This is a genomic window from Amycolatopsis sp. lyj-90 (assembly GCF_046549035.1).
GTDB lineage: Bacteria > Actinomycetota > Actinomycetes > Mycobacteriales > Pseudonocardiaceae > Amycolatopsis.
In genome coordinates, this window is record NZ_JAJPWP010000005.1 from 753,897 (window position 1) to 780,632 (window position 26,736).

Annotated in this window: 27 protein-coding genes; 14 read left to right on the forward strand and 13 right to left on the reverse strand. The window is 69.8% G+C overall.

The features are described 5' to 3' along the window. The first annotated feature begins 35 nt into the window (after window positions 1–35). The 3 genes from ACLJPX_RS22940 to ACLJPX_RS22950 all read left to right on the forward strand — a co-directional run bounded on the left by ACLJPX_RS22940 (window position 36) and on the right by ACLJPX_RS22950 (window position 3,700). Window positions 36–176 carry a SapB/AmfS family lanthipeptide gene (locus tag ACLJPX_RS22940; protein WP_101613675.1) on the forward strand — a complete coding sequence of 47 codons (141 nt, stop codon included), beginning with the start codon at window positions 36–38 and terminating at the stop codon, window positions 174–176. Window positions 177–299: 123 nt separating this feature from the next. Beyond that, a complete protein-coding gene (locus ACLJPX_RS22945; protein ID WP_410601865.1) occupies window positions 300–1,967 on the forward strand; it encodes an ABC transporter ATP-binding protein in 1,668 nt (555 codons plus the stop codon). After that, window positions 1,964–3,700: an ABC transporter ATP-binding protein gene (locus tag ACLJPX_RS22950; RefSeq protein ID WP_410601867.1), complete on the forward strand. Its 1,737-nt coding sequence runs from the start codon at window positions 1,964–1,966 to the stop codon at window positions 3,698–3,700. Before ACLJPX_RS22945 ends, ACLJPX_RS22950 begins: the two co-directional genes overlap by 4 nt. Here ACLJPX_RS22950 and ACLJPX_RS22955 read toward each other — a convergent pair. Next, entirely contained in the window at window positions 3,656–4,075 is a 420-nt protein-coding gene (locus ACLJPX_RS22955; RefSeq protein WP_410601869.1) for an acyl-CoA thioesterase, read from the reverse strand. The genes ACLJPX_RS22950 and ACLJPX_RS22955 overlap by 45 nt on opposite strands. Then, on the reverse strand, window positions 4,069–5,355 hold the full coding sequence (locus ACLJPX_RS22960) for a hydroxyacid-oxoacid transhydrogenase (protein ID WP_410601870.1): 1,287 nt from the start codon (window positions 5,353–5,355) through the stop codon (window positions 4,069–4,071). Before ACLJPX_RS22960 ends, ACLJPX_RS22955 begins: the two co-directional genes overlap by 7 nt. Before the next feature lie 117 nt (window positions 5,356–5,472). Here ACLJPX_RS22960 and ACLJPX_RS22965 point away from each other — a divergent pair, with 117 nt between their 5' ends. From ACLJPX_RS22965 to ACLJPX_RS22975, 3 genes are all read left to right on the forward strand, one after another. Further along, entirely contained in the window at window positions 5,473–7,134 is a 1,662-nt protein-coding gene (locus tag ACLJPX_RS22965; RefSeq protein ID WP_410601930.1) for a thiamine pyrophosphate-binding protein, read from the forward strand. 277 nt (window positions 7,135–7,411) lie between these two features. Next, the gene (locus ACLJPX_RS22970; RefSeq protein ID WP_168214470.1) at window positions 7,412–7,582 is read left to right on the forward strand and encodes a hypothetical protein; all 171 of its coding nucleotides are present in this window, start codon (window positions 7,412–7,414) and stop codon (window positions 7,580–7,582) included. Window positions 7,583–7,815: 233 nt separating this feature from the next. Continuing rightward, a complete protein-coding gene (locus tag ACLJPX_RS22975) occupies window positions 7,816–8,019 on the forward strand; it encodes a cold-shock protein (protein WP_037319152.1) in 204 nt (67 codons plus the stop codon). 56 nt (window positions 8,020–8,075) lie between these two features. On the opposite strand, the gene ACLJPX_RS22980 is transcribed toward ACLJPX_RS22975, so the two are convergent. Both ACLJPX_RS22980 and ACLJPX_RS22985 read right to left on the reverse strand, forming a co-directional pair. Continuing rightward, window positions 8,076–8,768, reverse strand: a complete 693-nt coding sequence (locus ACLJPX_RS22980) for a response regulator (protein ID WP_410601871.1) — start codon at window positions 8,766–8,768, stop codon at window positions 8,076–8,078. Then, a complete protein-coding gene (locus ACLJPX_RS22985; protein WP_410601872.1) occupies window positions 8,765–10,006 on the reverse strand; it encodes a sensor histidine kinase in 1,242 nt (413 codons plus the stop codon). The genes ACLJPX_RS22980 and ACLJPX_RS22985 overlap by 4 nt, the downstream gene beginning before the upstream one ends. A 183-nt stretch (window positions 10,007–10,189) precedes the next feature. On the opposite strand from ACLJPX_RS22985, the gene ACLJPX_RS22990 reads away from it, so the two are divergent. From ACLJPX_RS22990 to ACLJPX_RS23020, 7 genes are all read left to right on the forward strand, one after another. Continuing rightward, complete coding sequence (locus ACLJPX_RS22990) at window positions 10,190–11,071, forward strand: NAD(+)/NADH kinase (RefSeq protein ID WP_410601874.1); 882 nt, start codon at window positions 10,190–10,192, stop codon at window positions 11,069–11,071. Between the two features lie 71 nt (window positions 11,072–11,142). After that, window positions 11,143–12,405: a GAF domain-containing protein gene (locus ACLJPX_RS22995; protein ID WP_410601875.1), complete on the forward strand. Its 1,263-nt coding sequence runs from the start codon at window positions 11,143–11,145 to the stop codon at window positions 12,403–12,405. A gap of 67 nt (window positions 12,406–12,472) precedes the next feature. Then, entirely contained in the window at window positions 12,473–12,595 is a 123-nt protein-coding gene (locus ACLJPX_RS23000) for a hypothetical protein (protein ID WP_279629241.1), read from the forward strand. A gap of 8 nt (window positions 12,596–12,603) precedes the next feature. Then, window positions 12,604–13,731: a sensor histidine kinase gene (locus tag ACLJPX_RS23005; RefSeq protein WP_410601876.1), complete on the forward strand. Its 1,128-nt coding sequence runs from the start codon at window positions 12,604–12,606 to the stop codon at window positions 13,729–13,731. Beyond that, window positions 13,728–14,366 carry a response regulator gene (locus ACLJPX_RS23010; protein WP_410601877.1) on the forward strand — a complete coding sequence of 213 codons (639 nt, stop codon included), beginning with the start codon at window positions 13,728–13,730 and terminating at the stop codon, window positions 14,364–14,366. The genes ACLJPX_RS23005 and ACLJPX_RS23010 overlap by 4 nt, the downstream gene beginning before the upstream one ends. Before the next feature lie 106 nt (window positions 14,367–14,472). Continuing rightward, window positions 14,473–15,876 carry a hypothetical protein gene (locus tag ACLJPX_RS23015; protein ID WP_410601878.1) on the forward strand — a complete coding sequence of 468 codons (1,404 nt, stop codon included), beginning with the start codon at window positions 14,473–14,475 and terminating at the stop codon, window positions 15,874–15,876. Then, on the forward strand, window positions 15,876–16,841 hold the full coding sequence (locus ACLJPX_RS23020; protein WP_101611930.1) for a glutamate ABC transporter substrate-binding protein: 966 nt from the start codon (window positions 15,876–15,878) through the stop codon (window positions 16,839–16,841). Before ACLJPX_RS23015 ends, ACLJPX_RS23020 begins: the two co-directional genes overlap by 1 nt. A 42-nt stretch (window positions 16,842–16,883) precedes the next feature. Here the strand turns inward: ACLJPX_RS23020 and ACLJPX_RS23025 are convergent, their stop codons facing one another. The 4 genes from ACLJPX_RS23025 to ACLJPX_RS23040 all read right to left on the reverse strand — a co-directional run bounded on the left by ACLJPX_RS23025 (window position 16,884) and on the right by ACLJPX_RS23040 (window position 20,233). Then, entirely contained in the window at window positions 16,884–18,380 is a 1,497-nt protein-coding gene (locus ACLJPX_RS23025; protein ID WP_410601879.1) for a hypothetical protein, read from the reverse strand. Between the two features lie 19 nt (window positions 18,381–18,399). Then, window positions 18,400–18,963 carry a DUF3558 family protein gene (locus ACLJPX_RS23030; RefSeq protein ID WP_410601880.1) on the reverse strand — a complete coding sequence of 188 codons (564 nt, stop codon included), beginning with the start codon at window positions 18,961–18,963 and terminating at the stop codon, window positions 18,400–18,402. Further along, the gene (locus tag ACLJPX_RS23035; RefSeq protein ID WP_410601881.1) at window positions 18,964–19,386 is read right to left on the reverse strand and encodes a hypothetical protein; all 423 of its coding nucleotides are present in this window, start codon (window positions 19,384–19,386) and stop codon (window positions 18,964–18,966) included. Window positions 19,387–19,480: 94 nt separating this feature from the next. Then, complete coding sequence (locus ACLJPX_RS23040; protein WP_410601882.1) at window positions 19,481–20,233, reverse strand: ESX secretion-associated protein EspG; 753 nt, start codon at window positions 20,231–20,233, stop codon at window positions 19,481–19,483. 133 nt (window positions 20,234–20,366) lie between these two features. Between ACLJPX_RS23040 and ACLJPX_RS23045 the strand changes: the two genes are divergently transcribed. After that, window positions 20,367–23,036 carry a tetratricopeptide repeat protein gene (locus ACLJPX_RS23045; protein WP_410601883.1) on the forward strand — a complete coding sequence of 890 codons (2,670 nt, stop codon included), beginning with the start codon at window positions 20,367–20,369 and terminating at the stop codon, window positions 23,034–23,036. Between the two features lie 6 nt (window positions 23,037–23,042). Here ACLJPX_RS23045 and ACLJPX_RS23050 read toward each other — a convergent pair whose 3' ends face one another. From ACLJPX_RS23050 to ACLJPX_RS23070, 5 genes are all read right to left on the reverse strand, one after another. Further along, on the reverse strand, window positions 23,043–23,627 hold the full coding sequence (locus tag ACLJPX_RS23050) for a PaaI family thioesterase (RefSeq protein WP_410601884.1): 585 nt from the start codon (window positions 23,625–23,627) through the stop codon (window positions 23,043–23,045). A 9-nt stretch (window positions 23,628–23,636) separates the two neighbouring features. Beyond that, complete coding sequence (locus tag ACLJPX_RS23055) at window positions 23,637–25,052, reverse strand: MFS transporter (RefSeq protein ID WP_410601885.1); 1,416 nt, start codon at window positions 25,050–25,052, stop codon at window positions 23,637–23,639. Window positions 25,053–25,266: 214 nt separating this feature from the next. Continuing rightward, complete coding sequence (locus ACLJPX_RS23060) at window positions 25,267–25,743, reverse strand: hypothetical protein (RefSeq protein WP_410601886.1); 477 nt, start codon at window positions 25,741–25,743, stop codon at window positions 25,267–25,269. Between the two features lie 4 nt (window positions 25,744–25,747). Beyond that, window positions 25,748–26,305, reverse strand: a complete 558-nt coding sequence (locus ACLJPX_RS23065; RefSeq protein ID WP_410601887.1) for a SigE family RNA polymerase sigma factor — start codon at window positions 26,303–26,305, stop codon at window positions 25,748–25,750. Further along, entirely contained in the window at window positions 26,306–26,650 is a 345-nt protein-coding gene (locus ACLJPX_RS23070) for a hypothetical protein (protein WP_101611940.1), read from the reverse strand. Between the last annotated feature and the right edge of the window lie 86 nt (window positions 26,651–26,736).

Here is a 26,736-nt window from a genome sequence, read left to right on the forward strand (position 1 = left end):
CCGGCGGAAATAAGTAACCGATGAAAGGGAACACCATGGAACTGGTTCTCGACCTGCAGGCCCTGGAAGCCCCCGAGGTTCTCGAAGGCGGCCACGGCGGCGGCGGCGGGGGCAGCAACCTGAGCCTGCTCGCTTCCTGCAACAACAGCACCATCAGCCTGCTGACCTGCCACTGATCTCCGGCACATCGCTAGCTGATCACTGAAGGTGCGGGAGCGGCACAGGCCAAGTGCGCCGCTCCCGCGCTTTTCATTTTGCCTTCCGGTTCGTCTCGATGGGATCACGGATTGAGGAGTGGAATGGCGGGGTCCGCCGATCGGCTGCTGGTCACGGTGACCGCGCTCGATCGTCCCCGCCTGGTCGCGCTGATCTTCTGTGCGCTCGCCGGGACCGCGGCGGGACTGCTCCTGCCCGGCGCACTGGCCGCGGCGGTCGACGCCGTGGTGGCCGGACGCCCCAGCCTTCCCGAGGTCTCCTGGCTGATCGCCCTCGGCGTCACCGAGATCGCGGTCGGCCTGATCGGCGGGATCCTGACCGCGCGGATGACGGCCTACGCGACCGCGTGGCTGCGCCGCGAACTCACCGACCGCTATCTCGCGCTCGGCACCCGTTCGGCCTTCGCCGACGGCGACGCGATCAGCAGGCTCACCAGTGACTGCACCGGTGCCGGAATGGTCGCCTCGGTCGTCGTCCAGCTCGGGTCGACCACCCTGATCTCCGGCGGAGCCGTCGTCCTGCTCGCGCTGATGGACTGGCGGCTCGCGCTCGTCTTCCTCGCCAGCATCCCGTTCGGGCTGATGCTGGCGCGCACGCATCTGAAGAACACCGCCGACGACGTCCTGACCTATCAAGAGGTCTCCGGCGAGCTGGCGGCGAGGATGATCGACGCCGTCGCCGGGCTCCGCACGATCGCCGCGTCGGGCACCGCCGACCGCGAGGCCGAACGCGTGCTGCGGCCACTGCCGAAACTGAGTCTCGCCGGCCGGGGGATGTGGCGGACGCAGGCCAGGATGGTGTGGCGCTCGGGCCTGCTGCTGCCTGCGGCGGAACTGGCGGTGCTGGCCGCCGCCGGTTTCGGCGTGATGGACGGCAGGCTGTCCGTCGGACAGGTTCTCGCGGCGCTCGGCTACGTCGCGCTCGGCATGGGCCTGATCACCCAGATTCCTTTGCTCACCACACTTTCCCGTGCGCGGTCGTGCGCGGAGCGGATCAACGCGGTACGCGAATCGCCGGTCCCCGAACCGGGTGACCTGGGCGTCGTCCCCGGACGGGGCACGCTCGAACTGCGCGGCGTCACCGTCGAAGGCGCGCTGCGGGACATCGATCTGCTCGTGCGGGGTGGCCGGTTCACCGCGGTCGTCGGGCGCTCCGGCGCCGGGAAGTCCGTGCTGGTCAACGTCCTCGGCGGGCTGGTGACCCCGGACGAGGGGATGGCGGTGCTCGACGGCCGTCCGCTGGAGAAGCTGCGGCCGTACGAGCTCCGCGCGGTCGTCGGGTTCGCCTTCGAACGTCCCGCGCTGCTCGGCGCGACCATCGGCGACGCCGTCGGGTACGGCTCGTGGGCCGGTGAGGCCGCCGTGCGCGGTGCCTGTCAGTCCGCGCAGGTCGACGACCTGATCGTCCGGCTGCCGAACGGATACCGGACGCCGCTTTCGGAGACGCCGCTGTCCGGCGGGGAGGCGCAGCGGATCGGGCTGGCGCGCGCGATCGCGCACGCGCCGCGGGTGCTCATCCTCGACGACGCCACCGCCAGCCTCGACACGGTCACCGAGGCCGCCGTCGAGGAAGCGATCGAACGCACGCTGCCCGGCCGGACGCGGGTGGTGGTGACGCATCGCGCGGCCACCGCCTCGCGGGCGGACGCGGTGGTGTGGCTGGAAGACGGCCGGGTCCGCGCGGTCGGCACGCACGCCGAGCTGCGGCGGGATCCGGCTTACCAGGCAGTTTTCACCGAGGGCGCGCAGTGAGCGTCTGGGGTCTCTACCGTTCGGCGCTGGCCGGGCAGTGGAGAGGCGGGCTGGTCCTGCTGGCCTGCTCCGTACTGGAGAGCGCACCCGCGTTCTTGTCCGGTCGCCTGGTCGAACTCGCGGTTGACGAGGGGTTTGCCGCGGATCGGCCAGGCACCGGACTGCGTTGGCTCGCGATCTTCGGCCTGGTCGCGGTGATCGGCGCCCTCGGTTCACGGCTGGTGTGGCATCAGCTCGGCAAGGTCGTCGAGCCGCTGCGGGACGGGCTGGTGACCGCCGTCGTCCGCGGGGTCCTGCGCGATCCGGCGCCACCGCGGAACCAGCCGGACGCCAGCGGCGTCGCCCGCATCACCCAGCACGTCGAAGTGGTCCGCGACGCCACGGCCGGACTCCTGGTGCAGGCGCGCGGGATGATCGTGACGACGGTGGCGGCGCTGGCCGGGTTGTTCACCGTCGCCGGTTCGCTCGCGCTGATCGTCGCGATCCCGGTGGTGGTCGCGGTCCTCGTGTTCGCCTGCCTGCTGCCGTCACTGGCCCGCCGTCAGCGCGCGCTCGCGCTGGCCGACGAGCGGACCGCCGAGGTCGCCGGCGCGTCGCTGTCCGGTATGCGCGACGTCGTCGCCTGCGGCGCGGAACCCCTTGCCGCGCTTGAGCTCTACGACGCCGTCGACACACAGGCGAAGGCGGCCGTGCGGGTGGCGCGGTCCGGGGCGGCCCGGTCGGTGGTGATCGCGATCGGCGCGTTCGTGCCGCTGCTGCTGGCGTTGCTGGTGGCGCCGGGCATGGTCAAGGACGGCTCGCTCACGGCCGGGGCCGCGCTCGGCGCGCTCGTCTACCTGGCGACGACGATGCAGCCGGCGCTGCAGGGCCTTGCCGCGACCGCGAGCACCGTGGTGCTGCGGCTGATCGTCGCGCTGCGGCGGCTGGCGGAGACCGCGGAGGCCGAGCCGGAGGCCGACGGCACGGCCGAACCGGACGGGACCGCGATCTACGTGCGCGACCTGACCTTCAGCTGGGGCGCGGCGGCGGAGCCGGTGGTGCGCGGTCTCGACCTGCATCTGCGGCCCGGCGAGCGGCTCGCGGTGGTGGGACCGAGCGGAATCGGCAAGTCGACATTGGCCGGGCTCCTGACCGGGATGCTCGAACCGCGGGCGGGCCGGGTGCTGCTCGGCGGGGTCCCGGTCCGGGAGATCCCGGCGGCGCTGCGGCACCGGATGGTCGCGCTGATCCCGCAGGAGGCCTATGTCTTCGCGGGATCCGTGCGGGAGAACGTCGGCCTGTTCGCGCAGGCCGCGATGGACGGCGAACTGCGGGCGGCGGTGGCGGCCGTCGGCGCGGAACCGCTGGTGAAGCGGCTGGGCGGGCTCGACGGCGAGATCGGGCACGGGACGCTGTCCGCCGGTGAGGCGCAGCTGATCGCGCTCGCGCGGGTGTACGCGAGCGACGCGGGCATCGTCGTCCTCGACGAGGCGACGTCGCACCTCGACCCGCCCGCCGAAGCCCGCGCTGAACGGGCGTTCGCCGAGCGGGGCGGGGTGCTGGTGGTGATCGCGCACCGGCTGACGTCGGCGCTGCGCGCGGACCGGGTCCTGGTGATGGACGGCAAGGAAACCGCTCTCGGCACCCATCTCGAACTCATGGACCGGTCCACGCGCTACGCCCAGCTCATGCACGCGTGGTCGCCGCGGTTACCCCAGCCCAGTGCGCAGTTCTTCCAGCGCGCTCCTGAGTAGGCCGTCGACGGCGACCGGGCGCCGGGACTCGCGATCGACGAAGACGTGCACGAAATGCCCCTCCGCGATCACCGTCTCCTTCGAGTACATCCCGACCTCGTAGCGGACACTCGACCGGCCGAGATGCCCCACCCGCAGGCCGACCTCGAGTTCTCCCGGGAACGACACCGAAGCGTGGTACTTGCACTGAGATTCCACGCACAGCCCGATGACCCCGCCGGTTTCGATGTCGAGCCCGCCGCGTTCGATCAGCCACGTGTTGACCACGGTGTCCATCACCGAATAGTGGACGACGTTGTTGACGTGCCCGTAGACATCGTTGTCCTTCCACCGCAACGGAACCGTCTGCCAGTGCGGGTACTCGGCGTTCACCACAGCGTCACCGAATCCCGCAGGATCCCGGCGAGGTCCTCTTCGGACGCCTCGCGCGGCGCCGTCGCCAGCAGTCGTTGTTGTTTCACCGTGCCGGAAACCAGGGAGTCCACATCGGACTCGGAGTAGCCGACTTCGCCGATCCCGTTGGGGATCCCGATCTCCTGCATGATCTGCCGCAGCACGGCGGGCAGGTGATCCTGCAGATCGCCCGGCCATTCGTAGTCCGGCGCGAGCAGCCGGGCCACCCGAAGGTGCCGGTCCGGCGCGGCGTCGAAGGTGAAGCGGAACGCCGCGGGTGCGGTCAAAGACACCGCCATCCCGTGCGGCACCATCGGCTCGTCACCCGGATAGCCGCCGGGATGGAATTCCCGGACCTGCCCGGCGATCGGATACGCGTTGGCGTGCGGGATGTGCACGCCCGCGTTGCCGAACCCGAGCCCGGCGAAGGTCGCCGCGAGTGCCATCGCCTCGCGCGCCTTCATGTCCGAGCCGTCCCGCACGGCCGCGGGCAGCGCCCACGACAGCAGCCGCAACGACTGCTCGGCGAACATGTCGGCCAGTGGATTCGCGCCACAGTAAGGAACCCGGTCCTCCGGGCGTTTGCGGTCGAACTCGGTGTAGGGCTTGGCCGTGTAGCTTTCCGCGGCGTGGCAAAGGATGTCCATCCCGCTCGCGGCGGTGACCTCCGGCGGCTGGGAAACCGTCAACCTCGGGTCGACGACGGCGAGACTCGGCCGCAGCCGGAGATGGCTGATGCCGCTCTTCACCCGCAGTGACAACACGTCCAGCACGCAGACGGTGGTGCTCTCCGAACCGGTCCCGGTGGTGGTCGGCACCGCGACCAGCGGTTTCAGCGGCGCGCTCGGCGCACGGCCGCCGCCGACCGGCGCGTTGACGTAGTCCAGCAGGTCACCGTCGTTGCTGGTCAACAGGTTCACCGCCTTCGCGGTGTCGATGGCCGATCCGCCGCCGACGGCGACGAAGGCGTCCCACTGGCCCTGTCCTCTGGCGAAGTCGACGGCCTTCCGCATGCTGACGTCGGTCGGCTCGACGTGCACGCCGTCGAAGACGACCGCTTCGATGCCGTAGGTCTCGATGCCTTCGGCGATCCGTTGTGGCCAGCCCGTCGCGGCGACACCCGCGTCGGTCAGTACGAGCACCCGCCGGGCGCCGTACTGGGTGAGGTCGTAGCCGATCTCATCGCTCGACCCGGCACCGTATTTCAAGGCCGGTGCGCCGTAAGTGAAAACTGTTTCACGTCCAGCGGTGGCTGAGGTCACGTTTTCGTGCTCCCTTGCTCGAACACGCTCCGATATCGGACATTCTGCCGCCCCGGGGTTGCCGGAATCGAAAGATCGCTTGACGGCACCGATCACCGCCCGCCTAAGCTCGTACTCATTAGATACCAACCGGGAGCGTCCGTCGCCCAGACGGCCGTGCGGATCCTGACCGAGGCGCAGATCCACCGCGTGTACGCGGTGGCCGGTGAGTCCTTCCTGGATCTGCTCGACGCGCTGCAACGCGAGCGGTCGATCACCTTCGTTTCGGCGAGGCACGATTCCGGCGCGGCCTTCATGGCCGAGGCCGAAGGCAAGCTCACCGAGCACCCGGCCGTCCTGCTCGCCGGCCGCGGCCCGAGCGCGGCGAACCTCGCGATCGGCGTCTCCACGGCGTACCAGGACGAGAGCCCGATGGTCGTCCTGCTGGAGAACCCGCCGTCCAGCCCCGGCCCGACCAGCGAACTGCCCACCGCGGATCTGACGGCGATGTTCGAGCCCCTCGTCAAGTGGCTTGGCCGCGCGGCGTCCCCGGACGAGGTCCCCGGCCTGCTGGTCGAGGCGCTGACCCGCTGCCGCGAAGGGCGGCCCGGGCCCACCGTCGTCGCCGTCCCCGCCGACTTCTGGGGCGTCCCCTTCGACTCGGCCAAGCCGGTCGCCGCGGTGAAGCCGCCCGCCACCGGCGCGCTCGGCCGGACCGCCGAGGCGGTCGCGCAGCTGGTCGACGAGGCCCGGTATCCGGTGGTCATCGTCGGTGGCCGGGCCCGAGCCGGGCGGGAAGAGCTCATCGCCGTCGCCGACGAACTCGCGCTCCCGGTGTACAACGCGTTCCGCCGCCAGGACGCCTTCCCCGAGAACCACGCGCGCTACGCCGGCCACCTCGGCATCGGCATCCCCGCGCGGCAGCTCGACGCGCTGGAGCGCGCCGACCTCGTGCTCGCGCTCGGCACGCAGCTCGACGAGGTCACCACGCAGTCCTTCCGCTACCCGACGCCGTCGCAGACGCTGGTACTGGTCGGCACCGGGATCGAGCCCGCCCGGCGCGGTGGCCTGACCTTCCGGGTCGACTCCGAGGTCGAGCCGTTCCTGCGGGAACTGCGCACCGTCGCCTCGCCGCGGACACGCCGCGCGTCGGCCGCGAACGCCGCCGTGCACACCTTCATGACGCCGCCCGACACCAGCGGCGCCACCCGCGTCCATCCCGCCGACGTCATCCGTGCGGTGCGCAAACTCGCGCCCGAAGACGCGATCGTGACCAGCGACGCGGGCAACTTCGCCCAGTTCATGCACCGCTACTGGTGCTTCACCGCGCCGCGCAGCCAGCTCGGCCCGAGCAACGCGGCCATGGGCTACGCGGTCCCCGCGGCGGTCGCGGCGAAACTCGCCGAGCCGCGCCGGACGGTGATCGCGATGGCGGGCGACGGCGGCGCGCTGATGACCGGGCAGGAGATCGAGACGGCCGTCCGTTACCGGGTGCCGGTGACCGTCCTGGTGTTCCAGAACGGCCTGCACGGCCCGCTCGCCGTGCACCAGGCGCGCAAGCACGGACGGCTCTCGGGGGTTACAGTTCCCATCACCGACTTCGCGTCGTGGGCACGAGGACTCGGCGCCGCCGGGTACACCGTGGACGACCGCGAGGAACTGGAACCGATCATCGCGAGCGCGCTGGTGCGGCAACGGCCGTGTGTGATCGACATCAGGACGGATCCGGACGTGGTGACCCCGGACATCCGGCTGACGAGCCTGCTGGGTGCCGCGAGGCCGCAGCAGGGCGGCCAGTAGGGCGATTACCGGGCGGTACTTTTTCTCAGGGGATACACAGAAACCCTTGTGGTGCCGCCTTCACCTGCTCCAAAGGGTGGGAATGTGGTGACGACTCGGCCGAGTTTCGGTCGCGGAGGCCGGATTTTGTCGGTCGGCCGTGGCACAATCGCCGCAACACCGAGAGTCCGATATGGACCGGAGCGGCCATCGGGTCCGCGACCGTTCGCCGGTGAGTTGTTGGCACGCAGTGTCTTGCGCAGTACTACGAGCGTTGTGTTGACACAGGGGAGAAAACATGGCTGACGAGACGAAGCCACAGGACAAGTCCGTTTCCGGCGTGGTGCCGGTGCAGTTCAGCGCGGACGCGGAGACCCACGATGTGGCCGTCATGGCCACGAACCGGGAGGTGTTGCGCCGTTCGCCGTTCGGCGCCGACGTACCACTGCGCGCGGCGAGCGGCGAATAGCCCCCCTGAAAAGGGCACCGTGCGGCCGCGCACACCCGGGTGATCACGCTTGTCGGCCTGCGTGAGGTGTGCTTTACTGCTCCAGGTCTCGATTTTTGTGTTCGTGTTGGTTCACGCTCGCAGAACTCAGCGGGCGTAGTGTCTCCTCGTGTTTCCGGGGAAGCAAACCGTCTGGTCATGACCCGGGCTGCCGACGTGGCTTCCTGTTTGTTTGTGTTGCATATGGAGATTTTATGACTCAGGGCACTGTGAAGTGGTTCAACTCCGAGAAGGGGTTCGGCTTCATCACTCCCGACAACGGCGGCGGCGACGTCTTCGTGCACTACAGCGAGATCAAGGGCAACGGCTTCCGTACCCTCGAGGAGAACGCCCGCGTGGAGTTCGAAATCGGGCAGGGCGCGAAGGGTCCGCAGGCCACCTCGGTCAACGTGATCTGATCCAGGTTTTCCAAGCTGGGCCGTCATCCCCTCGGGGAGGCGGCCCTGCTGCTTTTTCAGGGGTAGTACAGCCAGGGGTTATTCGTCTCAGCCGGACCGACGAGTCCAGTCTCGTAGGCCAGCACGATCGCCTGCGCCCGGTCACGGAGCGAGAGCTTCGCGAGGATCCGGCCCACGTATGTCTTAACGGTCTGCGCCGAAAGCACCAAGTCCGCCGCGATCTCCGGATTGGACCGTCCTTTCGCGATCAGCCGCAGCACCTCTCGTTCGCGTTCGGTGAGCACGTCGAACCGCGACGGCGAAGGCCTCGGAACAGGCGCGGCGGCGACGAAACTCGCGATCAACCGCTTCGTGACTGCGGGTGAGAGCAGCGCGTCTCCGGCGGCGACCACGTCGATGGCGTTGACCAGTTCGGCCGACGGCGCGTCCTTCAACAGGAACCCGCTCGCGCCCGCCCGTAGCGCTTCGTAGACGTACTCGTCCAAATGGAAGGTGGTCAAGACGATCACCTTCGGCTTCTCGCCGTCGCCTTCGAGCAGTCGCCGGGTCGCTTCGAGACCGTCCATCACCGGCATCCGGATGTCCATCAGGACGACGTCCGGTGGCCTGGTCAGGGCGGAGATGCCCGCCAGCGCGGCCAGCCCGTCACCTGCCTGGCCCACGACGTCGAGCCCGGGCTGCGCGTCCAGCAGGCTCGCGAAGCTCTCCCGCACCATGGCCTGGTCGTCGACGATGAACAGCGTCGTCACGCTTCCCCCGTGAGTTCCAGTGTGACGGCCACCCGGAACCCGCCGCCGGGCCGCGGCCCGGTCTCGCAAGTGCCCCCGATCAGCGTAACGCGTTCGGCTATCCCGGCCAGGCCCGTGCCGTCGTCGGCCGAGGGTGCCGGAACCCGCGTGGCGGGCCCGTTCTCGACGAGGATCACGAGCACGTCCCGCTCCCGCCGGACGTCGACGTCCACAATGGACCCAGGACTGTGCCGGGCCGCGTTGCTCAGCGCCTCCTGCAAGATCCGGTACGCGGCAAGGGCGATCATGGCCGGGACGTCGTCGCCGCCGGTGATCCGGGAGCGGACGTCGATCCCGGAAGCGCGGCAGCCGTCGAGCAATCCGGGGACCTCGGAGAGCCCCGGCTGCGGTTCGTGTTCCGGTTCGGTGTCATCGTCCCGCAGCACGCCGACCAGCCTCCGGGCCTCGTCCAGCGCCTCGCGGGCCGCGACGCCGAGCGCGCGGAACTCCTCCGCGGTGGCCTCGTTGACGTCCGGGAGGCGGTAGCGCGCGCTGTCGGTGCGCAGGGCGATCAGCGACAGGTGGTGTCCGATGATGTCGTGCAGTTCCCTGGCGATCAGCGCGCGTTCCTGCAGCGCCGTGCGTTTCGTCCGCTCCTCGACCGCCGTCCGCTCGGCCGTGTCGGCCTGCGTCAGCGCCCGCCGCCGCTGCTGCATGCCGTACCCGGCGACGATGGTCACGGTCACCACGATCAGTGACGACACCAGTGTCTTCGTCCCCCCGCGCGGGAGCTGGGCGAGGCCGATCGCGGTGGTGAGCACCACCGCGATGATCGAGATCCCCGTGCCCTGCCCGGGTTTCGTCCTGGCGAGGGTCAGCGCCAGCACCGGGAGGTACGGGAGGACGTGGGTCTGCAGCGGCCAGTCGGACAGCGTCGTGCCGAACGGCGGATGGCGCGTGGGGAAGAGGGTGGCGATGGTGGCGGCCGCCATGCCCACCGCCGCCACCCGGACGGCGGTCAGCGGGAACCGTACGACCAGCAGCGGTGGCACGAGCTGCAGGAGCAGCAGGAAGAAGACCAGCGGCAAGCTCTCCGAGCCGAGGTAGCGCGCCCAGGAGCCGTAGGTCAGGACCATCAGCACGGTGAGTGCCGAGGCGGTGAGGACGCCCTTGATCCAGGCCGGGCCGCGCCACCAGGCCGAAGGCGGTTCGAGATCGGCGTCGCGCCCGATGAAGAGCGCCCACCCCAGCGAGTCCATGAGTCGACGCTAGCGAGGCCACGACCAGCGCACATCCCGCCCTGGGGGACAGCCGGAGTCCGCCACGGGGTGACCAAAACGGCCGCATCGGCACAGGAAACGGCGATGCAACCTCGTGCAACTCTTTCTTTCCCGGCCCCGGCGTCGTTTCCTAGTAGGACTTGGCGCGGCAGCGGAGGACATGTGGGCGAAGCGGTTGCGGGGATCGTGGCGAACCCCGCTTCGGAGCGTGACATCCAGAGCCTGCGTTCGGCACTCCGCGTGGCGGGAGTCGGACGGGTGATGGTGTGGACGGAGGCCGGGAAGATCATCGGCACCGTCCGGCGGATGGTGGACGCGGGCGCGAGCGTGCTCATCTGCCTGGGTGACGACGGCATGATGCGGGCCGCCGCGGCCGCCTGCGGCGACGTCCCGCTGCTCATGCTGCCGTCGGGGAGCACCGACGCCCTTCCCGAGCCCACCGTCGCCGGGCTCGCCGCCGGGCTGCTGGCCACCCATCAGGTGGACGCGGACCTGGTCACGAACCGCGCGACCATCCTCGAGGTCGTCACCAAGGCCCGCCGGGAGATCGCGCTGAACGACGTCAGCGTGTGTTCCGAGAGCCGGTGGGACCCCGCGTCGCTGACCGAGCTGTACTGCACGTTCGCCGTACCGGACGGAATCGGCCTGTCGAGCATCCCCGGCAGGCTGTGCCCCAGCCCGAAGTCCACTGTGGACGGTGTCGCGGTCTCGCTCGGGCCGGTCGACGAGACGCCCTACGTGGTGCAGGCGCCGATCGCGCCCGGCGAGGTCCGGGCGGTGGGCGTCCGGGGCTGGAGTGTGCTGGACGCCGGGGTGCGGGTCGACCTCGCGGCCGCCGGTGGCTCCATCGCGCTCGACGGCCAACCGCACTTCGTGCTCAAGCCGGGAGAGAGCGCTTTCGTCGAGTTGAAGCCCGACGGCCCGTGGTGCGTCGACGTCCGCGCCGTGATGGCCGAGGCCACCAGGACCGGCCTGCTGCTCGGGCGGAAGCCGAAGGGGGCCTTTCCCGCGTCCCACCTGGTGGATGCGCCCTTCACCGCGTAACCCCGCCCAGGTCACAGAGACCTTCCGAACGCCGGGATCCCCGGGCACACTGGCCGAAACGGACCAGAGGAGTGGGCCAGGTGCAGCTGGAGGCGGCGTTGCCGGTCGGCGCGGATCCGCGGCGGCACGCGCGCGCTCTCGCCAAGGTGCACGAAGCCGCCCTCGCGGGCAACGCGCTCCCCGGCCACCCGCGCGCGGTCATCGGAGCGTCCTGGCAGCGCATGCGCCGTCTCGGCCTGGACCCCGACCGCGGCGCGCCCGTGCCCGTACTCGGCCCGGAGCAGCTGGAAGCCCGTCGTCGCGGGAGCGGTCTCGCCGCCGTCCTGCCCGCCCTGCGGGGCGGCCTGATCAGCCTCGCCGAGCAGGCCGCGCACATCATGGCCGTCGTCGACGCCGACGGCCGCGTCCTCTGGCGCGACGGCAGCACCGCCGTCCGCCGCCGGGCCGACGACCTCGGGTTCGTCGAAGGGGTCGACTGGCACGAGAACTCGGCCGGCACCAACGCCATCGGCACGGCGCTGGTCACCCGGCATCCGGTCCAGGTCTACTCCGCCGAGCACTACGTCCGTAACCAGCACGACTGGACCTGTGCCGCCGCGCCGCTGCACGATCCGCGGGACGGCAGACTGCTCGGCGTCGTCGACCTCTCCGGCCCGGCCTCGACCGTGCACCCGACGACCCTCGCCCTGGTCGACGCGGTCGCGAAGCTCGCCGAAGCGCATCTGCGCACGGCCCACCTCTCGGAACTCGAGCGGCTGCGAGGGCTCGCTTCGCCCCTGCTCACCAAGGTGAAGGGACGGGCGGTGATCACCGATCCGCACGGCTGGATCGCGGCGTCGGCCGGTCTCGTCCCGGTCGGCCGGATCGCCTTGCCGGACGACGCTGCCCCGGGCCGGAACCGGCTGCCCACCTACGGGAACTGCCTGCTGGAGCCGCTGTCCGGCGGCTGGCTCGTCCGGCTCACCGAGGAGGAGGACACGCCGCCGACCCGCGTCGTGCTCGATCTGAGGTCGTCACGGGAGAGCACGCTGCGCGCCTCGGGCCCGGCGGGGACCTGGACGCACCGGCTGAGCCCGCGGCACGCGGAGATGCTGTACGTCCTCGCGCTGCACCGGGAGGGAAGGTCGGCCTCGGAACTGTCGCTCGACCTGTTCGGGGTCCCCGGCCGCACCGTCACCGTCCGCGCGGAGATGTCCAGGATGCGGCGTCATTTCGGCGGGATCCTGCTGGGCAGGCCGTACCGGTTCGCCGACGACGTCGAGGTCGTCGTCGAACGGCCCGCCGACGGCGGTGACGTCCTCCCGTACTCCGTCGCTCCCGCCGTCCGCGGCTGAACCTCCACCCCCGGCTCCACCCGGCGACGGTCCCGCTCCACCCGTCGGCGTGCCTAACGTCCGTGTCATGGGAAAAATGAACGTGAAAGGCCTGTTGGGGCTGGTAGTGATAGGTGTCGTCGTCCTGCTCGGGTTCCTGGCCTACCGGCTGATCCTGGTGGAGATGATCACGCGGCTGAGCGATCACTGAGGGGAGAAATGGGGAAACGGGAAAGGCCGCTCCTGCCGGACACGATCGCGCCGAGCTGGCTGGTCGTCCAGCTGCTCGGCACGGCCGCGGTCGTGGTGGTGCTGCTGACCGCGCGCGAGTCCAGTGCCTGGATCTGGACGGCGTACGGCGTTTGCGGGGCCTGCTGGCTGGGCTTCGTGGCGGCCTCCCCGCGGTTCCCCCGGGTGGCGACCGTCCTGCTCGCGGTGTCGAGCGTCGCGCCGTCGATCGCGCTCGGCTGGGCGGAGGACTCCTCCGCCATCGTGCTCGCGGTGGTCACGGTCAGCCGGTTCGCCACCCTGACCGAGCCGTCGGTGGCCGCCATCTTGGGGGTGGTGGGGCTCGACGCGAGCCTCGCGGCGGTCACCGGCCTGGTCGCGGGCGCTTCCGCGCCGCTGGTGTTCGGCAACGTCGGAGTGCTGCTCGTGCTGATGCTGCTGGGGCTGAACCGGCGGCAATACGAGGTGCAGGCGGCGCAGGCGGCCGCGCTGCTGGAGCAGACCAAGCTGGCGCAGAGCGAACACGCGCGGGCCGCCGCACTCGACGAGCGCACCCGGATCGCCAGGGAGATCCACGACGTCCTCGCGCATTCGCTGGGGGCGCTGGGGATCCACCTGGAGGTCGCCGAGGCGCTGCTGGCCGAGAAGTCCGATGTGGACGGTGCACTCGGCAGAGTGCGGCTTTCACGGCGGCTGGCCGCGGACGGGCTCGCCGAGGCCCGCGACGCTGTCGCCGCCCTGCGCAGCGACGTCCCGTCGCTTGCCGAAGCCTTGCGGCTGCTGGCGGACGCGCATCACGACGGGGTGTCCTTCGAGGCCTCGGGCGAGGAGCGGCCACTGCCGTCCGCCGCGGTGGTCTCGTTGGTCGGAGTCGCGCGGGAGGCGCTGACCAACGCGGCCAAGCACGCCCCCGGGCGGCCGGTGTCGCTCCTGCTGCGCTTCACTCCATCGGAGGTCCGCTTGCGGGTGTGGAACGACCTCGGCGACACCGTCCGTTCGGAGGACACCGGCGGGTTCGGTCTCACCGGGATGAGGGAGCGGCTCGCGCTCGCCGGTGGCACGCTGACCGCGGGCCCGGACGGCGGGCGCTGGACGGTGGAGGCGGTGGTGAGGACGTGATCCGGGTGGTCGTCGTCGATGACCAGCAGGTCATGCGCGAAGGGCTCGTCGCGTTGCTCGGGCTGATCGACGGCGTCGAGGTCGCGGGCTCCGCGGGCGACGGGCGGCAGGCGCTCGACCTGCTCGGCACCACCGCGGCCGACGTCGTGCTGATGGATCTGCGGATGCCCGTCCTGGACGGGGTGGCCGCGACCAGGCTGCTCAAGCGGGATCACCCGGACGTCGCGGTCGTGGTCCTGACGACGTACGCGGACGACGCTTCGATCGCCGACGCGGTGCGCGCCGGGGCACGCGGTTACCTGACCAAGGACGCAGGCCGCGCCGAGATCGGGGCGGCCGTCCGCTCCGCCGCCAACGGGCAGGCCATCTTCGCCGCCGAAGTCTCCGACAGGCTCGCCGCCGCGCTCGACGCGAGAACGGTCACCCGGGCCAAGACCGAACTCCCGGACGGGCTCACCACACGCGAGGCCGAAGTGCTCGGCCTCATCGCGCGCGGGTTGTCGAATCCGGAAATCGCCGCCGAGTTGTTCATCGGCGACGCCACCGTGAAAAGCCATATCAACCACGCTTTCGCGAAGATCGGTGTGCGCAATCGTGCGGAGGCCGTGCGCTACGGCCTGGAAAAAGGCCTCTGACGCTGCCGGGAGATCACGTGCCGATGACACACGCCGGTGTCACTGGCTGCGCTGATCCCGACTCGGATACCTTCTTTGCGGGTAGAGCCAATGGGGAGGAACGGCGATGACGAGCACTGTGACCCGGCCGGGGCCGCCGGGGGGTCCTGCCGCACCCGTGCCGCCCCCGGCGCCCGGAGGCCGAGGCGGGATCGCCGGAGTGCTCGAACTGCCGGGGAACGGGATCCGCGCGATCGTCCGGTCCGCGGCGACCACGCCGGGCAGACTGTCGGTGATCGCGATCGGGCTCGTCCTGCTGTCGCTGGTCGCGGGCCTGTTCGGCACGCTGGCCGCGCAGGACAAGAAGGACACGATCAACGGCCTGATCGACCACCGCGAACCCCTCGCCGCCGCCGCGCAACAGGTCTACCGCGCGCTTTCGGACGCGGACGCGACAGCGGCGAGTTCGTTCCTCTCGATCGGCACCGAGCCGCTCCCAATGCGCCAGCGCTACGAACGCGACGTCGCGGAGGCCGGTGCCGCGCTGGCGAAGGCGGCGTCGGACTCTTCCGGTGTCGACGACGCGGCCGAACAGATCAACATCCTCGGCCGCGAGATCCCTGTCTACACAGGACTGATCGAGACTGCGCGCACCTACAACCGGCAGGGTTATCCCGTCGGTGCCTCGTATCTGCGTGAAGCGTCCGAGCTGATGCGGACGAAAATCCTTCCCGCCGCACAGGATTTGTACCGCATCGACACCGACAGGCTCACCGCCGAACAGGACGACGCAACCGGATTCCCTTGGCTCGCAACGGCTTTGCTGCTCGCCCTGCTCGCGGCGCTGATCGTCACGCAGGTGCACCTGACGCGGAAGACCAACCGGCTGCTGAACGTCGGGCTCGTCGTCGCGTCCGCTTCGGTGGTGGTCGCCCTGCTGTGGGGTGCGGTCGCGCTGATCGTGCAGAGCAGCCTCGTCGGCGGCGGCGAGGAGGACGGCTCGCACCAGGTGGACGTCCTCGTGCGCGCCCGGATCGCGGCGCTGCAGGCACGAGCCGACGAAACGCTGACCCTCGTCGCGCGCGGCGACGGTGCGGCCTATGAACAGGACTTCCGTAACCTCGCCGGGCAACTCGGCGGGACGGACGGCCAAGGCGGCCTGCTGGGCGAGGCCAAGGGCCTCGCGGCGGGCGGCGCGGCCGCGGGGAAGGTGGACGAGGCGATCCAAGCGGCGTCGGCGTGGTTCAAGGCGCACGGTGAGGTGCGGCGCCTCGACGACGACGGCTTCTACCAGGACGCCGTCGACACGGCGATCCGTGACGACAAGAAGGACGGCGCGGCGGGGGCGTTCCTGCGCCTCGACGAGAACCTGGTGGCCGCGATCAACGTGGGACGGCAGGAATTCCTCGACGACACCCGTGGTGCCGAGCGCGCGCTGACGCTGCTCGCGCCGGGGATCGCGGTACTGGCGCTGATCGCGGCGGCGGGGTCCGCGTTGGGAATCCGTGAACGGCTGAGGGAGTACCGGTGATGCGGAACGGTCTGCGGGCGGCCGTGCTCGGCGCCGTCTTGGTGCTGGCGACGGCTTGTGGCAGCGCGGGGGCGCCGGTCGATCCGGCCCCGGTCGGCGAGGTCGCGCCGCCGTTGCCCGCGAACGTCGGCGGCGCCGACAACGCCGGCGGCGGCGGGACGGCCGACACGAGCTGCAACCCGCTCGCGAGTCTGCGGCCGACCAACGGCACGTCGATCACCAGTGGATCGACGATGGCGAAGATCAAGGAGAACGGCAAACTGATCGCCGGCGTCGACCAGACGACGTTCCTGTTCGGTTTCCGCAATCCGACGTCGGGCCAGCTCGAAGGTTTCGACATCGACATGGTCAACGAAGTCGCGAAGGCGATCTTCGGCAGCGCGGAAGGCCGCGTGCAGTTCCGGGCGATCCCGTCGAAACTGCGGGAAGAGGTACTCCAGAAGAAGCAGGTCGACATCGTGGTGCGGACCTACAGCATCACCTGCAGCCGGCTTCAGAAGGTCGGCTTCTCGACGGCGTACTACAAGGCGGGGCAACGGATCCTGGTCGAAGCGGGCTCGAAGGTCGCCCAGCTCTCGGACCTCGCCGGACGCCGGGTCTGCGCGACCAAGACGTCGACCTCGCTGCTGAAGATCGCGGCGGATCCCTCGAAGCCGGTGCCGGTCTCCGTGGACAACTGGTCGGACTGCCTGGTGATGCTGCAGCAGAAGCAGGTCGAGGCCGTTTCGACGGACGACGTCATCCTCGCCGGGATGCTCGCGCAGGACCCGACGCTGAAGATCGTGGGGGACCGGTTCACCGAGGAGAACTACGGCATCGGTGTCCCGAAGGAGAACGAGGACATGGTGCGGTACGTGAACGCCGTGCTGGAGAACGTGCGCGGTGGCGCGTGGCAGACGAGCTACGCGAAGTGGATCGGCAACAAACTCGACGGCGGGACGCCGCCCTCGGCGCAGTACAAGTGAGAACGGGCCGTTCGGGATCGCTCCCGAACGGCCCGCTTCGTCTCAGGGGGACTTCTCGCCGATCACCGGCGGCACCGGCTTCATGTCGCCGTCGTAGCCGCCGAACAAGACGTCGGCGTCCTCTTCCTGCAGGTAGTCCGGGGCCTTCTTTTCCTTGTCCTCTTCCTTCTGCCCCTTGCCGCCGGGAGCACCGGCGCCCATCGGCCCCTGGCCGCCGCTCTTGCCCGCCGCGGCCGCGCCACCCCGCGTCACCCGCTCCTCGGGCAGCTTGCCCGCCCCGGACCCGCCGCCCTTGCCCGCCAGCTTCTCGGCCTCACCGGCCGACACCTTGCCGCCCGCGAGCCGCTCGGCGACGTTGCCCGACCCGCCGTTGCGCCCGAAGCCGCCACCGCTACCGCCGCCGGTCAACCGGCTCGCCGCGCTGCCACCAGGCCCGCCCGTCGTCCGGCCGGGCTTGCCGCGGTACTGCTCGCTGCCCAGCCGTCCGAGGCCGCTGGGACCAGGACCGTTCATGGCCGCCAGCCCCGGCGTCGGCCCCGGCCGGAACGACCCGGGCGGCCCGCTGAGCGACTGCCCAGGCCCCGGAACCCCGGTGTGCCCGCCGCCCGTCGTGATCCCCGGTCCTGGCCCCGATGTCGGCCCTGGCCCGCCCGAGTAGCCCGGCCCGGGCCCCCCGGGACCGGTTCCAGGTCCGGATCCGGGTCCTCCGCTGAAGCCCTTGACCTCGGTGCCGCCGGAAAACCCGGACGCCGTCGTCGAATCGCCCATTTCCGGCGGCGGGGCGAAGGTGGGCTGCTTGGAATTGACGTCGAAGAGCGACTGGTCGTAGGTGTGCATCACCTGCGCGGCCTGCTGATGCGCCTGGAACGACTGCTCCTGCTTGGCCGAGATGTTGCCGACCGTCTCCACCGCACCCGCGAAGTTCCCGGTCGAGAGCTGCTGCATCGCGTTCTTGTACTCGGTGTTGCGATCGAAGGGGACCTCTTCGGGCATGGAGTTCTTCGCGGTGGTGGCCGCGGCGGCCGACTGGGAGAAGCGGTTGGAGGCGAGGTAAGCGCCGTCGCCCGCGGTGTCGGCCCACTTGCCCAGGTTCTTGAAGAACCCGTGTGCGGCCTCCGCGGAGGGCCCCTGCCAGTGAGCGCCCTCCTTGTTGGCGGCGGAGGAGAGGGCACTGCTGAAGGTGTTCAGCGCGTTGCCCTGGTTGTTCCAGATCTCGCCCTTTTGATCGATCTTCTCGGCGGAGAGATTGTCGGTGACCATGCCGATCAGGTCGCCGTGCGAGTTGCCCTCGTACCGCTGACCCGACGGCCCGAGCCCGGCCCGGAACTCCTGCCCCTGGGTGAGAGCCGCGGCCTGCTCGCCCGAATACTGGCCGGCCTTCTGCTCCGCCGTCAGCCGCGCGGTGAGGTCGTTGCCGCCGGGCCCCCGGTTGGTCTCTTCGTAGGTCTCCGCGTAGCGCTTGCCCTCGTACGTGCGGTGGGCCTTGCCGTCGGCGCTCAGCACTGACTCGAAGTTGTCCTGACCGGTGTTCTCCGCCATGGTCCCCTCCCCGATCCGTTCAGTTCCCTCTGGGCAGCTTGGGTGCGATCTGCTCGGCCATCGGCCTCACTGCGGCGCAGGCATCGTCGTCGGTTCCACTGTTCGCCATCGCTATGGACACAGTCATCCTGGAAGTCGGGGTTGCTGAGATTCCGATCATGCAGCTTCCTTTGCCCGCGTTGCCTTTGATCTCAACCGCTTCGCGGCCATCGATCGTTATCGGGCTCTTCGTGCCACCGTTGAGCTTGAGGTCCGCGATCCCCGCATTGGGGACCAGGTAGGCCGAAAGACTTCCATAGCGAGATTTGCTCGTGCCGCAACCATTTTCGCTTTGGTAGGTTTCGACCTGGACAGGGTCGAATCCCTGCGCCGAAGTGATCGGCTCAATGAGATCGCATGCCTTCAAATCGGCAAAAACGTCCTTCGACGGCTCGGAGCTCGGACGATTCTCACTCGACGGTGCTTGCGATGACGGCGTGGGGGAGCCTCGATTTTCCGTTGTGCATCCCGCAACGAACGAGGGTGTGGCCACTAGAGCCAGCAGGGCGACAAGCTTCAGGGATTTCGTCCGACTGTGGCACATCTAGTGGATTTCCTTGCCGATCTTGGACAGGTCCATGCTGGCCGCATGGTCGGTGGACTTGTACTTGCTGATCGCGGTGTCGATGCCCGAAACCGCGCGTTCTACTACGGCTTGCAGGGCCTCGAGTTGTGTTTTTGCGGAGTGCCCGTCGCCTTCTGCGATCAGGGACATGTGCTGGCCGACCTGTCCTGCGTAGGGACTTCCTCCCAGTTCCGGGGATTGTCCGAGGTTATCGAAATGGTTCCGGTTCCTGCCCCAGTCCTCCAGATAGTCCTGCAACGCCGTCTTGTACGCCTCGCCCATCTCCGGGCTGACCGCGAACCGCCCCTCGTTCGCCGCCTTCACCATCGCGTCGGCCTGCGCCGAGAAATCGCCCAGCATCTGCGAGAAGTTGCCCGGCGGTCCGCCGGTGCCGTCAGTCATGGTCTCTCCCCTGTACCAAGTCCCGGTTACTCGTAGCGCTCGTCAGGTCACGATATCAGCGGAAGAGGACCGAAAGGCCGCCTTCCGGCGAGGATCACGCGCTGCCGACGCGGGCAGCTTCGACCAGGTCGTGGATCCATCGTGCCAGGTGAGAGCCGCTCGTCGGGGTGAACGTGCGGCGGACTTCGCCGTCGGGGAAGCGGTCGGTGGTGAGCATGAAGCGGCCCTGGACGCTGTCGAACCACTGGACGCTCTTCTGCTGCGGCTTACCCCGATCGTCGCGCAGGGTGACGCCGATCGTGCCGAGCCTCGCGAGCGGGAATTCGAAGAACCGGCCTGCCGCGCCCAACCGGAGATTGCCGGGGTCCTCGTCGAACGGATCGTCCGGTCGTTTGGACGGGGGAAGGGTGCTGGACGTCGTCACCCGTCCGGGGAACGGCTGCAGTGACGGCAAGTTGCCGAGCAGGGCAGTGGTGACCTGTTCGGGGTAAACCGTCTCGAAGAGGATGTCGAATCCGCGCTGCTGGCTCACGACGCCCAAACGACGGTCCCAGCAACCCCGATAGAGGTATTCGGCGTCCTGCTCGACTTCGTGCGCCTCCAGGGTGACGACGAAGTCCCCCGTGGCCCAGAGCCGGAGCGCCTGCTCGTAGTCGCGCAGGAGTTCGCGGCCGCGCGCGAAGCCTCGGCCGGCCAGGTCGGCCCAGACTTCCTCGCAGTGCCGCTCGCGTTCGGTGACGGTGGTACCGACGGTCGGGATTTCGAACGGCAGCACGAATCTGCCGAGCCCGAGTTCTTCGAGTACGACGTCGAGCTGGGCCATCGACATCGAAAATGACGCAGGCACTCGGCCTCCCCCTCATCACCTGCTGAATCGGTTCTCTCTCGCACCGTAGCGGGTTCGACCCGGTGCGGACACGACCTGCCTGGTCACCCCTAGACTGAGTCCGACGTGGTCGCGGGGATTTCGGGAGGTACCTGTGTCGGAAGAGCCGCGCCGTCCTCGGCACGCAGCGCCGGACGACACCAAGCCGGACCAAGAGGCCGAGTCCGCGTCCTGGACGCCGCCGGCACCGGTCCGCTGGGAGACGCCTGAACCGTCTATTTCCGGCAGGCTCGATTTCTCCGAGCCGTCAAAGCGGAAGGCCCCGCCGGAGACGGACGCCGAGCGCACGATCTTCCACGCGCCGGTCCAGCGTCCGCAGACCCCACCGCGCGGTCAGCAGCGGCCGATTCCCGGCGCCGAGGACCCGACGCGCCCGCCGGGGGAGATGGCCCCGGTGACCCCGCAGACCCAGGTCGTCCGACCCGCGTGGCAGGCGCCCGCGGACGCGCCGCAGCCGACCAGCGTGCTTTCGTCGCCCACCCCGGAGACGCAGAGCATCATGCCGCCGGCGCCGCGCGTCGACCCTGGCCCCGGGCAGCTGCCGGACCCGGGCACGGAAAGCGTCCTCCCCGAACGTTCCAGCGAGAGCCACGGAACCGGGACCGGCACGGGCACCGGATCGGGTAGCCGGGGGACCGGCACCGGAACGGGTTCGTTCCCCGGCACCGCACGCCGGACCTCGTCGCGCACGTCTCGCCGCGGCCGTCTGGGCGCGGGGCTCGTCGACGTCCCGCAGGTGCCGTACCGCGACCCGGCGTCCGCCGTCCTCGACAACCCGATGGTGTCGGAGGAGAAGCGCTTCTGCGGCAACTGCAGCGCCAAGGTCGGCCGCGGCAAGGACGGCCAGCCCGGTTCGCCCGAGGGCAACTGCGAGAAGTGCGGGAACCCGTTCTCGTTCGTCCCGAAGCTGCGCCCGAACGAGATCGTCGGCGGCCAGTACGAGGTGCTCGGCGCGCTCGCGTACGGCGGGCTCGGCTGGATCTACCTCGCGCAGGACCACAACGTCAGCGACCGCTGGGTGGTGCTCAAGGGCCTGATCGACACCGGTGACGCCACCGCGATGGCCGCCGCCGCCAACGAGCAGCGGTTCCTCGCCGAGGTCGAGCACCCGAACATCGTCAAGATCCACAACTTCGTGCAGCATCCGGACGGCGACACCGGCAACTCCGTCGGTTACATCGTCATGGAGTACGTCGGCGGCCAGTCGTTGCGCCAGCTCGCCCTCGCGCACCACCGCGAGACGAAGCGCCCGGAGCCGCTGCCGATCGGGCAGGTGATCGCCTACGGGCTCGAGATCCTGCCCGCCATGGGCTACCTGCACAGCCAGAACCTGCTCTACTGCGACCTCAAGCCCGACAACGTCATCCAGACGCACGAACAGCTCAAGCTGATCGACCTCGGCGCGGTCCGCCGCATCGACGACTACGAGAGCCCGCTGTTCTTCACCACCGGCTACAGTGCGCCCGAACTGGCGACCCACGGCGCTTCGGTGGCATCGGATCTGTACACGGTCGGCCGCACGCTCGCCGTCCTCAGCTTCGAATTCTCCGGGTACACCAGCAAGTACAAGGCGACCCTGCCCGGCCCGGACGTCGTCCCGCTGTTCGCGCTCTTCGGTTCGTACTACCGCTTCCTGAGGCGCGCGACGCACACCGACCCGGACCGCCGGTTCATCGCGGCCGAGGAGATGGGTGACCAGCTGACCGGCGTGCTCCGCGAGATCATGGCGCTGGGCACCGGGAAGCCGCGCCCCGGCGCGTCGACCGTCTTCGGCCCGGAGACCCGCACGTTCGGCGTCGACCTGGTCGTCCCCGAGCACGGCGGGAGCGTGCCGCTGCCGGATCCCGGCGAGGTGGTCTCGGGCCTGCCGATCCCGCAGGTCGACACGGACGACCCGGCGGCGGGCATGCTCGCGTCGACGGTCGCGCTCGATCCCACGGGCGCGATCGACTCACTGGCCGGGGCGCCGCGCGAGTCGATCGAGGTCCGGTTGCGCATCGTCCGCGCCCGGATCGAGCTCGGTGAGCTGGTCGAGGCGCAGCGGCAGTTGCAGGCCGGGCAGTACCTCGCGATCAAGGCCGGTTTCCCGCACGACTGGCGGATCGACTGGTACCGCGGCCTGATCGAGCTCGCGGGCGGCCGCTCCCGCGTCGCGCACGTCGCGTTCGAGGCGGTGTACGACGACCTTCCCGGCGAGATCGCGCCGAAGCTGGCCTTGGCCGTCAGCGCGGAGGGCGTCGGGGACTACTTCGGCGCCGCGCGCTACTACGAGCTGGTGTGGCGAACGGACCGGTCGTACGTCAGTGCGGCCTTCGGGCTCGCTCGCGTGTATCTCGCGCAGGGCGCCCGCGCCAGCGCGATCGAGGTGCTGGAGGCCGTCCCGGCGTCGTCCACGCACTACGTCGCCGCGCAGGTGGCCGCGATCAAGATCAAGACCAGGATCAACGGCGGCGGCAAGGATCCGGTGCAGGTGTCCGAGCGGGATCTCGTCGACGCCTCGACGCGGCTCGAGCGCTTGCAACTCGACGCCGAACGCCGCACGCGGTTGTCTGCGGAGGTTCTCGAGGCGGCGCACGGCTGGCTCAACTCGCAGAACCGGCCGACGCCGGGTGCGAAGGTGCTGGGCTGTGCCCTGGACGAGCGAGATTTGCGGTTCGGGCTCGAGCGCTGTTACCGGACCCTCGCCCGCCTGGCCGGGACTGTCGACCAGCGCGTCGAACTCGTCGACAAGGCCAACGCGATCCGCCCCAGGACGCTCACCTAGCCACGCTCAGGGGTTGATGTCCCACTCGCGTTCGCGTTCGGCCTTCTCGTGCGCGGCGGCGAGCTTTTGCAGTGCCTCGGGGTCCCCGTGCTTGCTGAAGTGCTCGAACTCGACCCGCACGAACAACGCCCGCGCGCGCAGCGCGACCGGGCCGTCTTCGGCGTCGAGCCGTCCGTCGGCGCTCACGTAGATCTTCCGGCCGGCGATGCCGTCCAGTTTCGCGGCGATGTAAAGGGTCGAGCCGACCGGGACCGGCCGCAGGAAGTCCGTCTCCAGCTTCCCGGTGACGGCGGGACGACGCAGCAGGTTGCCGACGGTCGCGCCGAGAGCCTCGTCGAAGGCGCAAGCCAGCAGGCCGCCATGGGCGAGGCCGGGCGCACCCTGGTGGGCGGAGGTGACGGTGAACTTGGAGTACACCGTCGTTCCTTCGCCCACCGTCGAGTGCAGGTGGAGCCCGGCCTCGATCTCGTCGCCGCACCCGAAACACTCACCGAAGTGGATGCCCAGGTGACTGCCCGGCTGCGGGGCTTCCGGGTGGACGGTCGCCGGTTCGACTTCGACCGGCGGCCACGGCTGCGAGATACGGCTCATGGACAGACGTTAACTCGCCGGTAGCTCCGAGGCGCCGCCGGGACTGACCGACTCCGGCTTCCGGCGCCGCGCGATCCGCGAATTCACGATGCCGCGCAGCGACACCCCGGCGGTTTCCGGCAGCAGCAGGATCGGGACGGCCGCGATAGCCGCCGCGCCCATCAGGTAGTACGCGGGCCACAGGTTGTCGCCGGTCTTGTCCACCAGGCTGCCGATGACGTACGACGCCGTGCCACCGAACGCCGCGGTGGAGACGCTGTATCCGATGGAGAAGCCGCCGTAGCGCTCCTGCGTCGGGAACATCGCCGGCAGCGTCGCCGCCAGTACCGCGAGGATCAGCACCAGCGGCACCGCGATCATCACCAGGCCGAGCATGAGCTGCCAGGCGTTCTGATCGTCCGCGGCCGCGCCCATCAGCGAGAACGCCGGGATCGGCAGCACCAGGAAACTCGCGCAACTCGCGATCAGGATGGGTTTTCGCCCGATCCGGTCGGACAGCATGCCGACCGGCACGATCAGGATCAGCATCAGCGCGATGGTCGCCAGGATGATCAGCAACGGCGTATGCCCGCTGAACCCGACCACGTCCTTGAGATAGGTCTCGAGGTAGGTGATCACGATGTAGTCGGCGACGTTCAGCATCACCACGATGCCGATCAGGTGCAGGATCGACGTCCAGTGTTTCTTGAGCAGCGCCTTCAGCGGCGACTTCTCGACCTGCTGCTTCTTCTCGATCTCCTGGAACAGCGGAGTGTCCTCCAGCTTGTTCCGCAGGTAGAGACCCACGATGCCGAGCGGTCCGGCGATCAGGAACGGCAGGCGCCAGCCCCATTCGCGCATGGCGTCGTCGCCGAGGACCACGGTGAAGATCGTGACGAAGCCGGCACCCATCGCGAACCCGACGAGCGTGCCGAACTCCAGCCAGCTGCCCCAGAAACCCCGGCGCCGGGCGGGGGCGTATTCGGCGATGAACGTCGCCGCCCCGCCGTACTCGCCACCCGCCGAGAAGCCCTGGATCATGCGCAACAGGATCAGCGCGACCGCCGCGGCGGGTCCGATCGTGGCGTAGGACGGCAGCAGGCCGATGACGAACGTCGAGCCGGACATCAGGATGATCGTCAGCGCGAGAACCTTCTGGCGCCCGATCTTGTCCCCCAGCGGACCGAACACGAAGCTGCCGAACGGCCGCACGATGAAGGTGATAGCCAGCACCGCGAAGGTCGCCAGCGCGCCTTCGGAAGTGCTGGAAGCGTTGAAGAAGACCTGCCCCAGAATGGCGGGCATGAAGCCGAAAACACCGAAGTCGTACCACTCGATGCAGTTACCCATCGCCGCTCCGGCGACGGCCTTTCTGATCTGCTCAGGTGGGGCCTCCGCGGGTTCCCCTTGTTCCTGATGTGACGCGCTCAGCGCCTCTTCGGCCATGGGTTTGACCTCCCGACCCACCCGTTTACTTACCCATCGACGAGGGTTTGTTCCCTCGACCGTAGGTGTTCAAACGTGCGGACCCGGCGATTCGGGCCGATCGCGGGGGCATCGTTCCCCCAAACCGGTGACGAACCACCAGGTGAGGCCGATGCCAGGGAATTTCCGACTACTTTGGGTAATCGATCGGGAATCCGGACGTTCCGGGCAGGACTCAGTGAGCCGTACCCGCCGTCGGAGGCTCGCTCGGCTCCTTCGTCGCGCTGGTCGTGGTGGGCACGCGAGGCGGCGCCGCCGCCGTCCGGCCCGGCTGCGGGGGCTTGGGCGTCGAGCGTGCCTGGCTGGGCTTCGAGGCACCAGGCTGCTGAGTGGTGACTTCCGGCCCGGGGGTCGCCTCGGAAGGCGCCGTCGAGACCGGGGCAGGGGCCGGGATCGGGGTCGGGGTCGGAGAGATGGTCGACAGGCCCGGCCCGGCGGGCTGGACCGGCGCGGACCCCTCGCCGCCACGACCGCCGACGGCGATCGCGCCGAGCACGATCACCGCGACCGTCGCCACCGAACTCCCCGCGACGGCCAGCCGCTTGCGTCGTCGCCGGATCCGGCCACCCTGCTCGATGATGTCCGCCGCGCGGATACCCAGCGGGGGACCGCTCACCCCGTGCGAAAGCACGCCTTTGATGTCCTCGTCCATCTCCTCACCTCCCATCGTCGTGCGCTCCGCTCAAGGCCAGTTCGCTGAAATGCGGTCCGAGCCGCTTGCGCAGGGTCGCCAGACCTCGCGCGCTCTGACTCTTCACGTTCCCGGTGCTGCAGCCCAGCGCCGAGGCAGTCTCCTCGACGCTGAGATCTTCGAAGTAGCGCAGCACCAGTACCGCGCGCTGCTTCGGGGCGACACCGGACAGGGCATGCCTGACCAGCATCTCCTGTTCCGTACCGCCCTCTTCGCTCGGGACTTCGGGAAGGGCGTCCGTGAGCTTCTCCCGTTTGCGCCAGACGCGCCGATGCTCGGAGAGGAACGTCCGCAGCACGATCTTGCGCGCGTAGCCGTCGAGCGCGTCGTGCCGGGAGAGCTTCGGCCAAGCCAGATACAGCTTCAGCAGCGCGGCCTGGGTGATGTCCTCGGCCTGGTGCCAGTCCCCGCACAGGAGGTACGCGGTGGCGCGCAGGCTGTGCGCGCGCTCGCCGAAGTACCGGGCGAACTCGCCGTCCCACGGCGAGCCCGTCCCGGTCTTCGACGAGCGGCTCAACGACACCTAGTTACCGGCTCCTTCGACGACGGCGGGGAGGTTCAGGTCCCCGGTCGGCCCGGCCGGGACGGCCTTGGGCACGCGGTGCTCGCCCGGAGCGGCGACGGACGGGGTCTTCTGGGCGGGCCGCGGGGCGGTGGTGACCCGGGGCGGCTCGCCCGGCTTCGTGGTGGTGGGAGCCGGGGCAGGGGCCTCGGTCGGCGCCTGGGTGACCGTGGGCGACGGGGCGCTCTGGTCGGCCGACGCCAGCGACGTGGTCGCGAAGGCGGCGCCGCCCGCGAGCAGCAGCGCGCCGAGGGAAAGAGCGATACGAGTGCGCAAGGGTGTCTCCTCGATCCGGGCGCCGCTCATTGGCCGCGGCGCCTTACGTCGTTAGACATGCGTCCTGGTCGCCTTCGGGTTGCATCGAGTTTTTCCCGGATTTCAAAGCACGAACG

Bases quoted from the DNA above. Each gene is read 5' to 3' on its own strand.
- ACLJPX_RS22940 (WP_101613675.1), top strand. From the start codon at position 36: ATGGAACTGGTTCTCGACCTGCAGGCCCTGGAAGCCCCCGAGGTTCTC.
- ACLJPX_RS22945 (WP_410601865.1), top strand. From the start codon at position 300: ATGGCGGGGTCCGCCGATCGGCTGCTGGTCACGGTGACCGCGCTCGAT.
- ACLJPX_RS22970 (WP_168214470.1), top strand. From the start codon at position 7,412: ATGGCTGACGAGACGAAGCCACAGGACAAGTCCGTTTCCGGCGTGGTG.
- ACLJPX_RS22975 (WP_037319152.1), top strand. From the start codon at position 7,816: ATGACTCAGGGCACTGTGAAGTGGTTCAACTCCGAGAAGGGGTTCGGC.
- ACLJPX_RS22985 (WP_410601872.1), bottom strand. From the start codon at position 10,006: ATGGACTCGCTGGGGTGGGCGCTCTTCATCGGGCGCGACGCCGATCTC.
- ACLJPX_RS23000 (WP_279629241.1), top strand. From the start codon at position 12,473: ATGGGAAAAATGAACGTGAAAGGCCTGTTGGGGCTGGTAGTGATAGGT.
- ACLJPX_RS23005 (WP_410601876.1), top strand. From the start codon at position 12,604: ATGGGGAAACGGGAAAGGCCGCTCCTGCCGGACACGATCGCGCCGAGC.
- ACLJPX_RS23015 (WP_410601878.1), top strand. From the start codon at position 14,473: ATGACGAGCACTGTGACCCGGCCGGGGCCGCCGGGGGGTCCTGCCGCA.
- ACLJPX_RS23020 (WP_101611930.1), top strand. From the start codon at position 15,876: ATGCGGAACGGTCTGCGGGCGGCCGTGCTCGGCGCCGTCTTGGTGCTG.
- ACLJPX_RS23025 (WP_410601879.1), bottom strand. From the start codon at position 18,380: ATGGCGGAGAACACCGGTCAGGACAACTTCGAGTCAGTGCTGAGCGCC.
- ACLJPX_RS23030 (WP_410601880.1), bottom strand. From the start codon at position 18,963: ATGTGCCACAGTCGGACGAAATCCCTGAAGCTTGTCGCCCTGCTGGCT.
- ACLJPX_RS23035 (WP_410601881.1), bottom strand. From the start codon at position 19,386: ATGACTGACGGCACCGGCGGACCGCCGGGCAACTTCTCGCAGATGCTG.
- ACLJPX_RS23050 (WP_410601884.1), bottom strand. From the start codon at position 23,627: ATGAGCCGTATCTCGCAGCCGTGGCCGCCGGTCGAAGTCGAACCGGCG.
- ACLJPX_RS23055 (WP_410601885.1), bottom strand. From the start codon at position 25,052: ATGGCCGAAGAGGCGCTGAGCGCGTCACATCAGGAACAAGGGGAACCC.
- ACLJPX_RS23060 (WP_410601886.1), bottom strand. From the start codon at position 25,743: ATGGACGAGGACATCAAAGGCGTGCTTTCGCACGGGGTGAGCGGTCCC.
- ACLJPX_RS23070 (WP_101611940.1), bottom strand. From the start codon at position 26,650: ATGAGCGGCGCCCGGATCGAGGAGACACCCTTGCGCACTCGTATCGCT.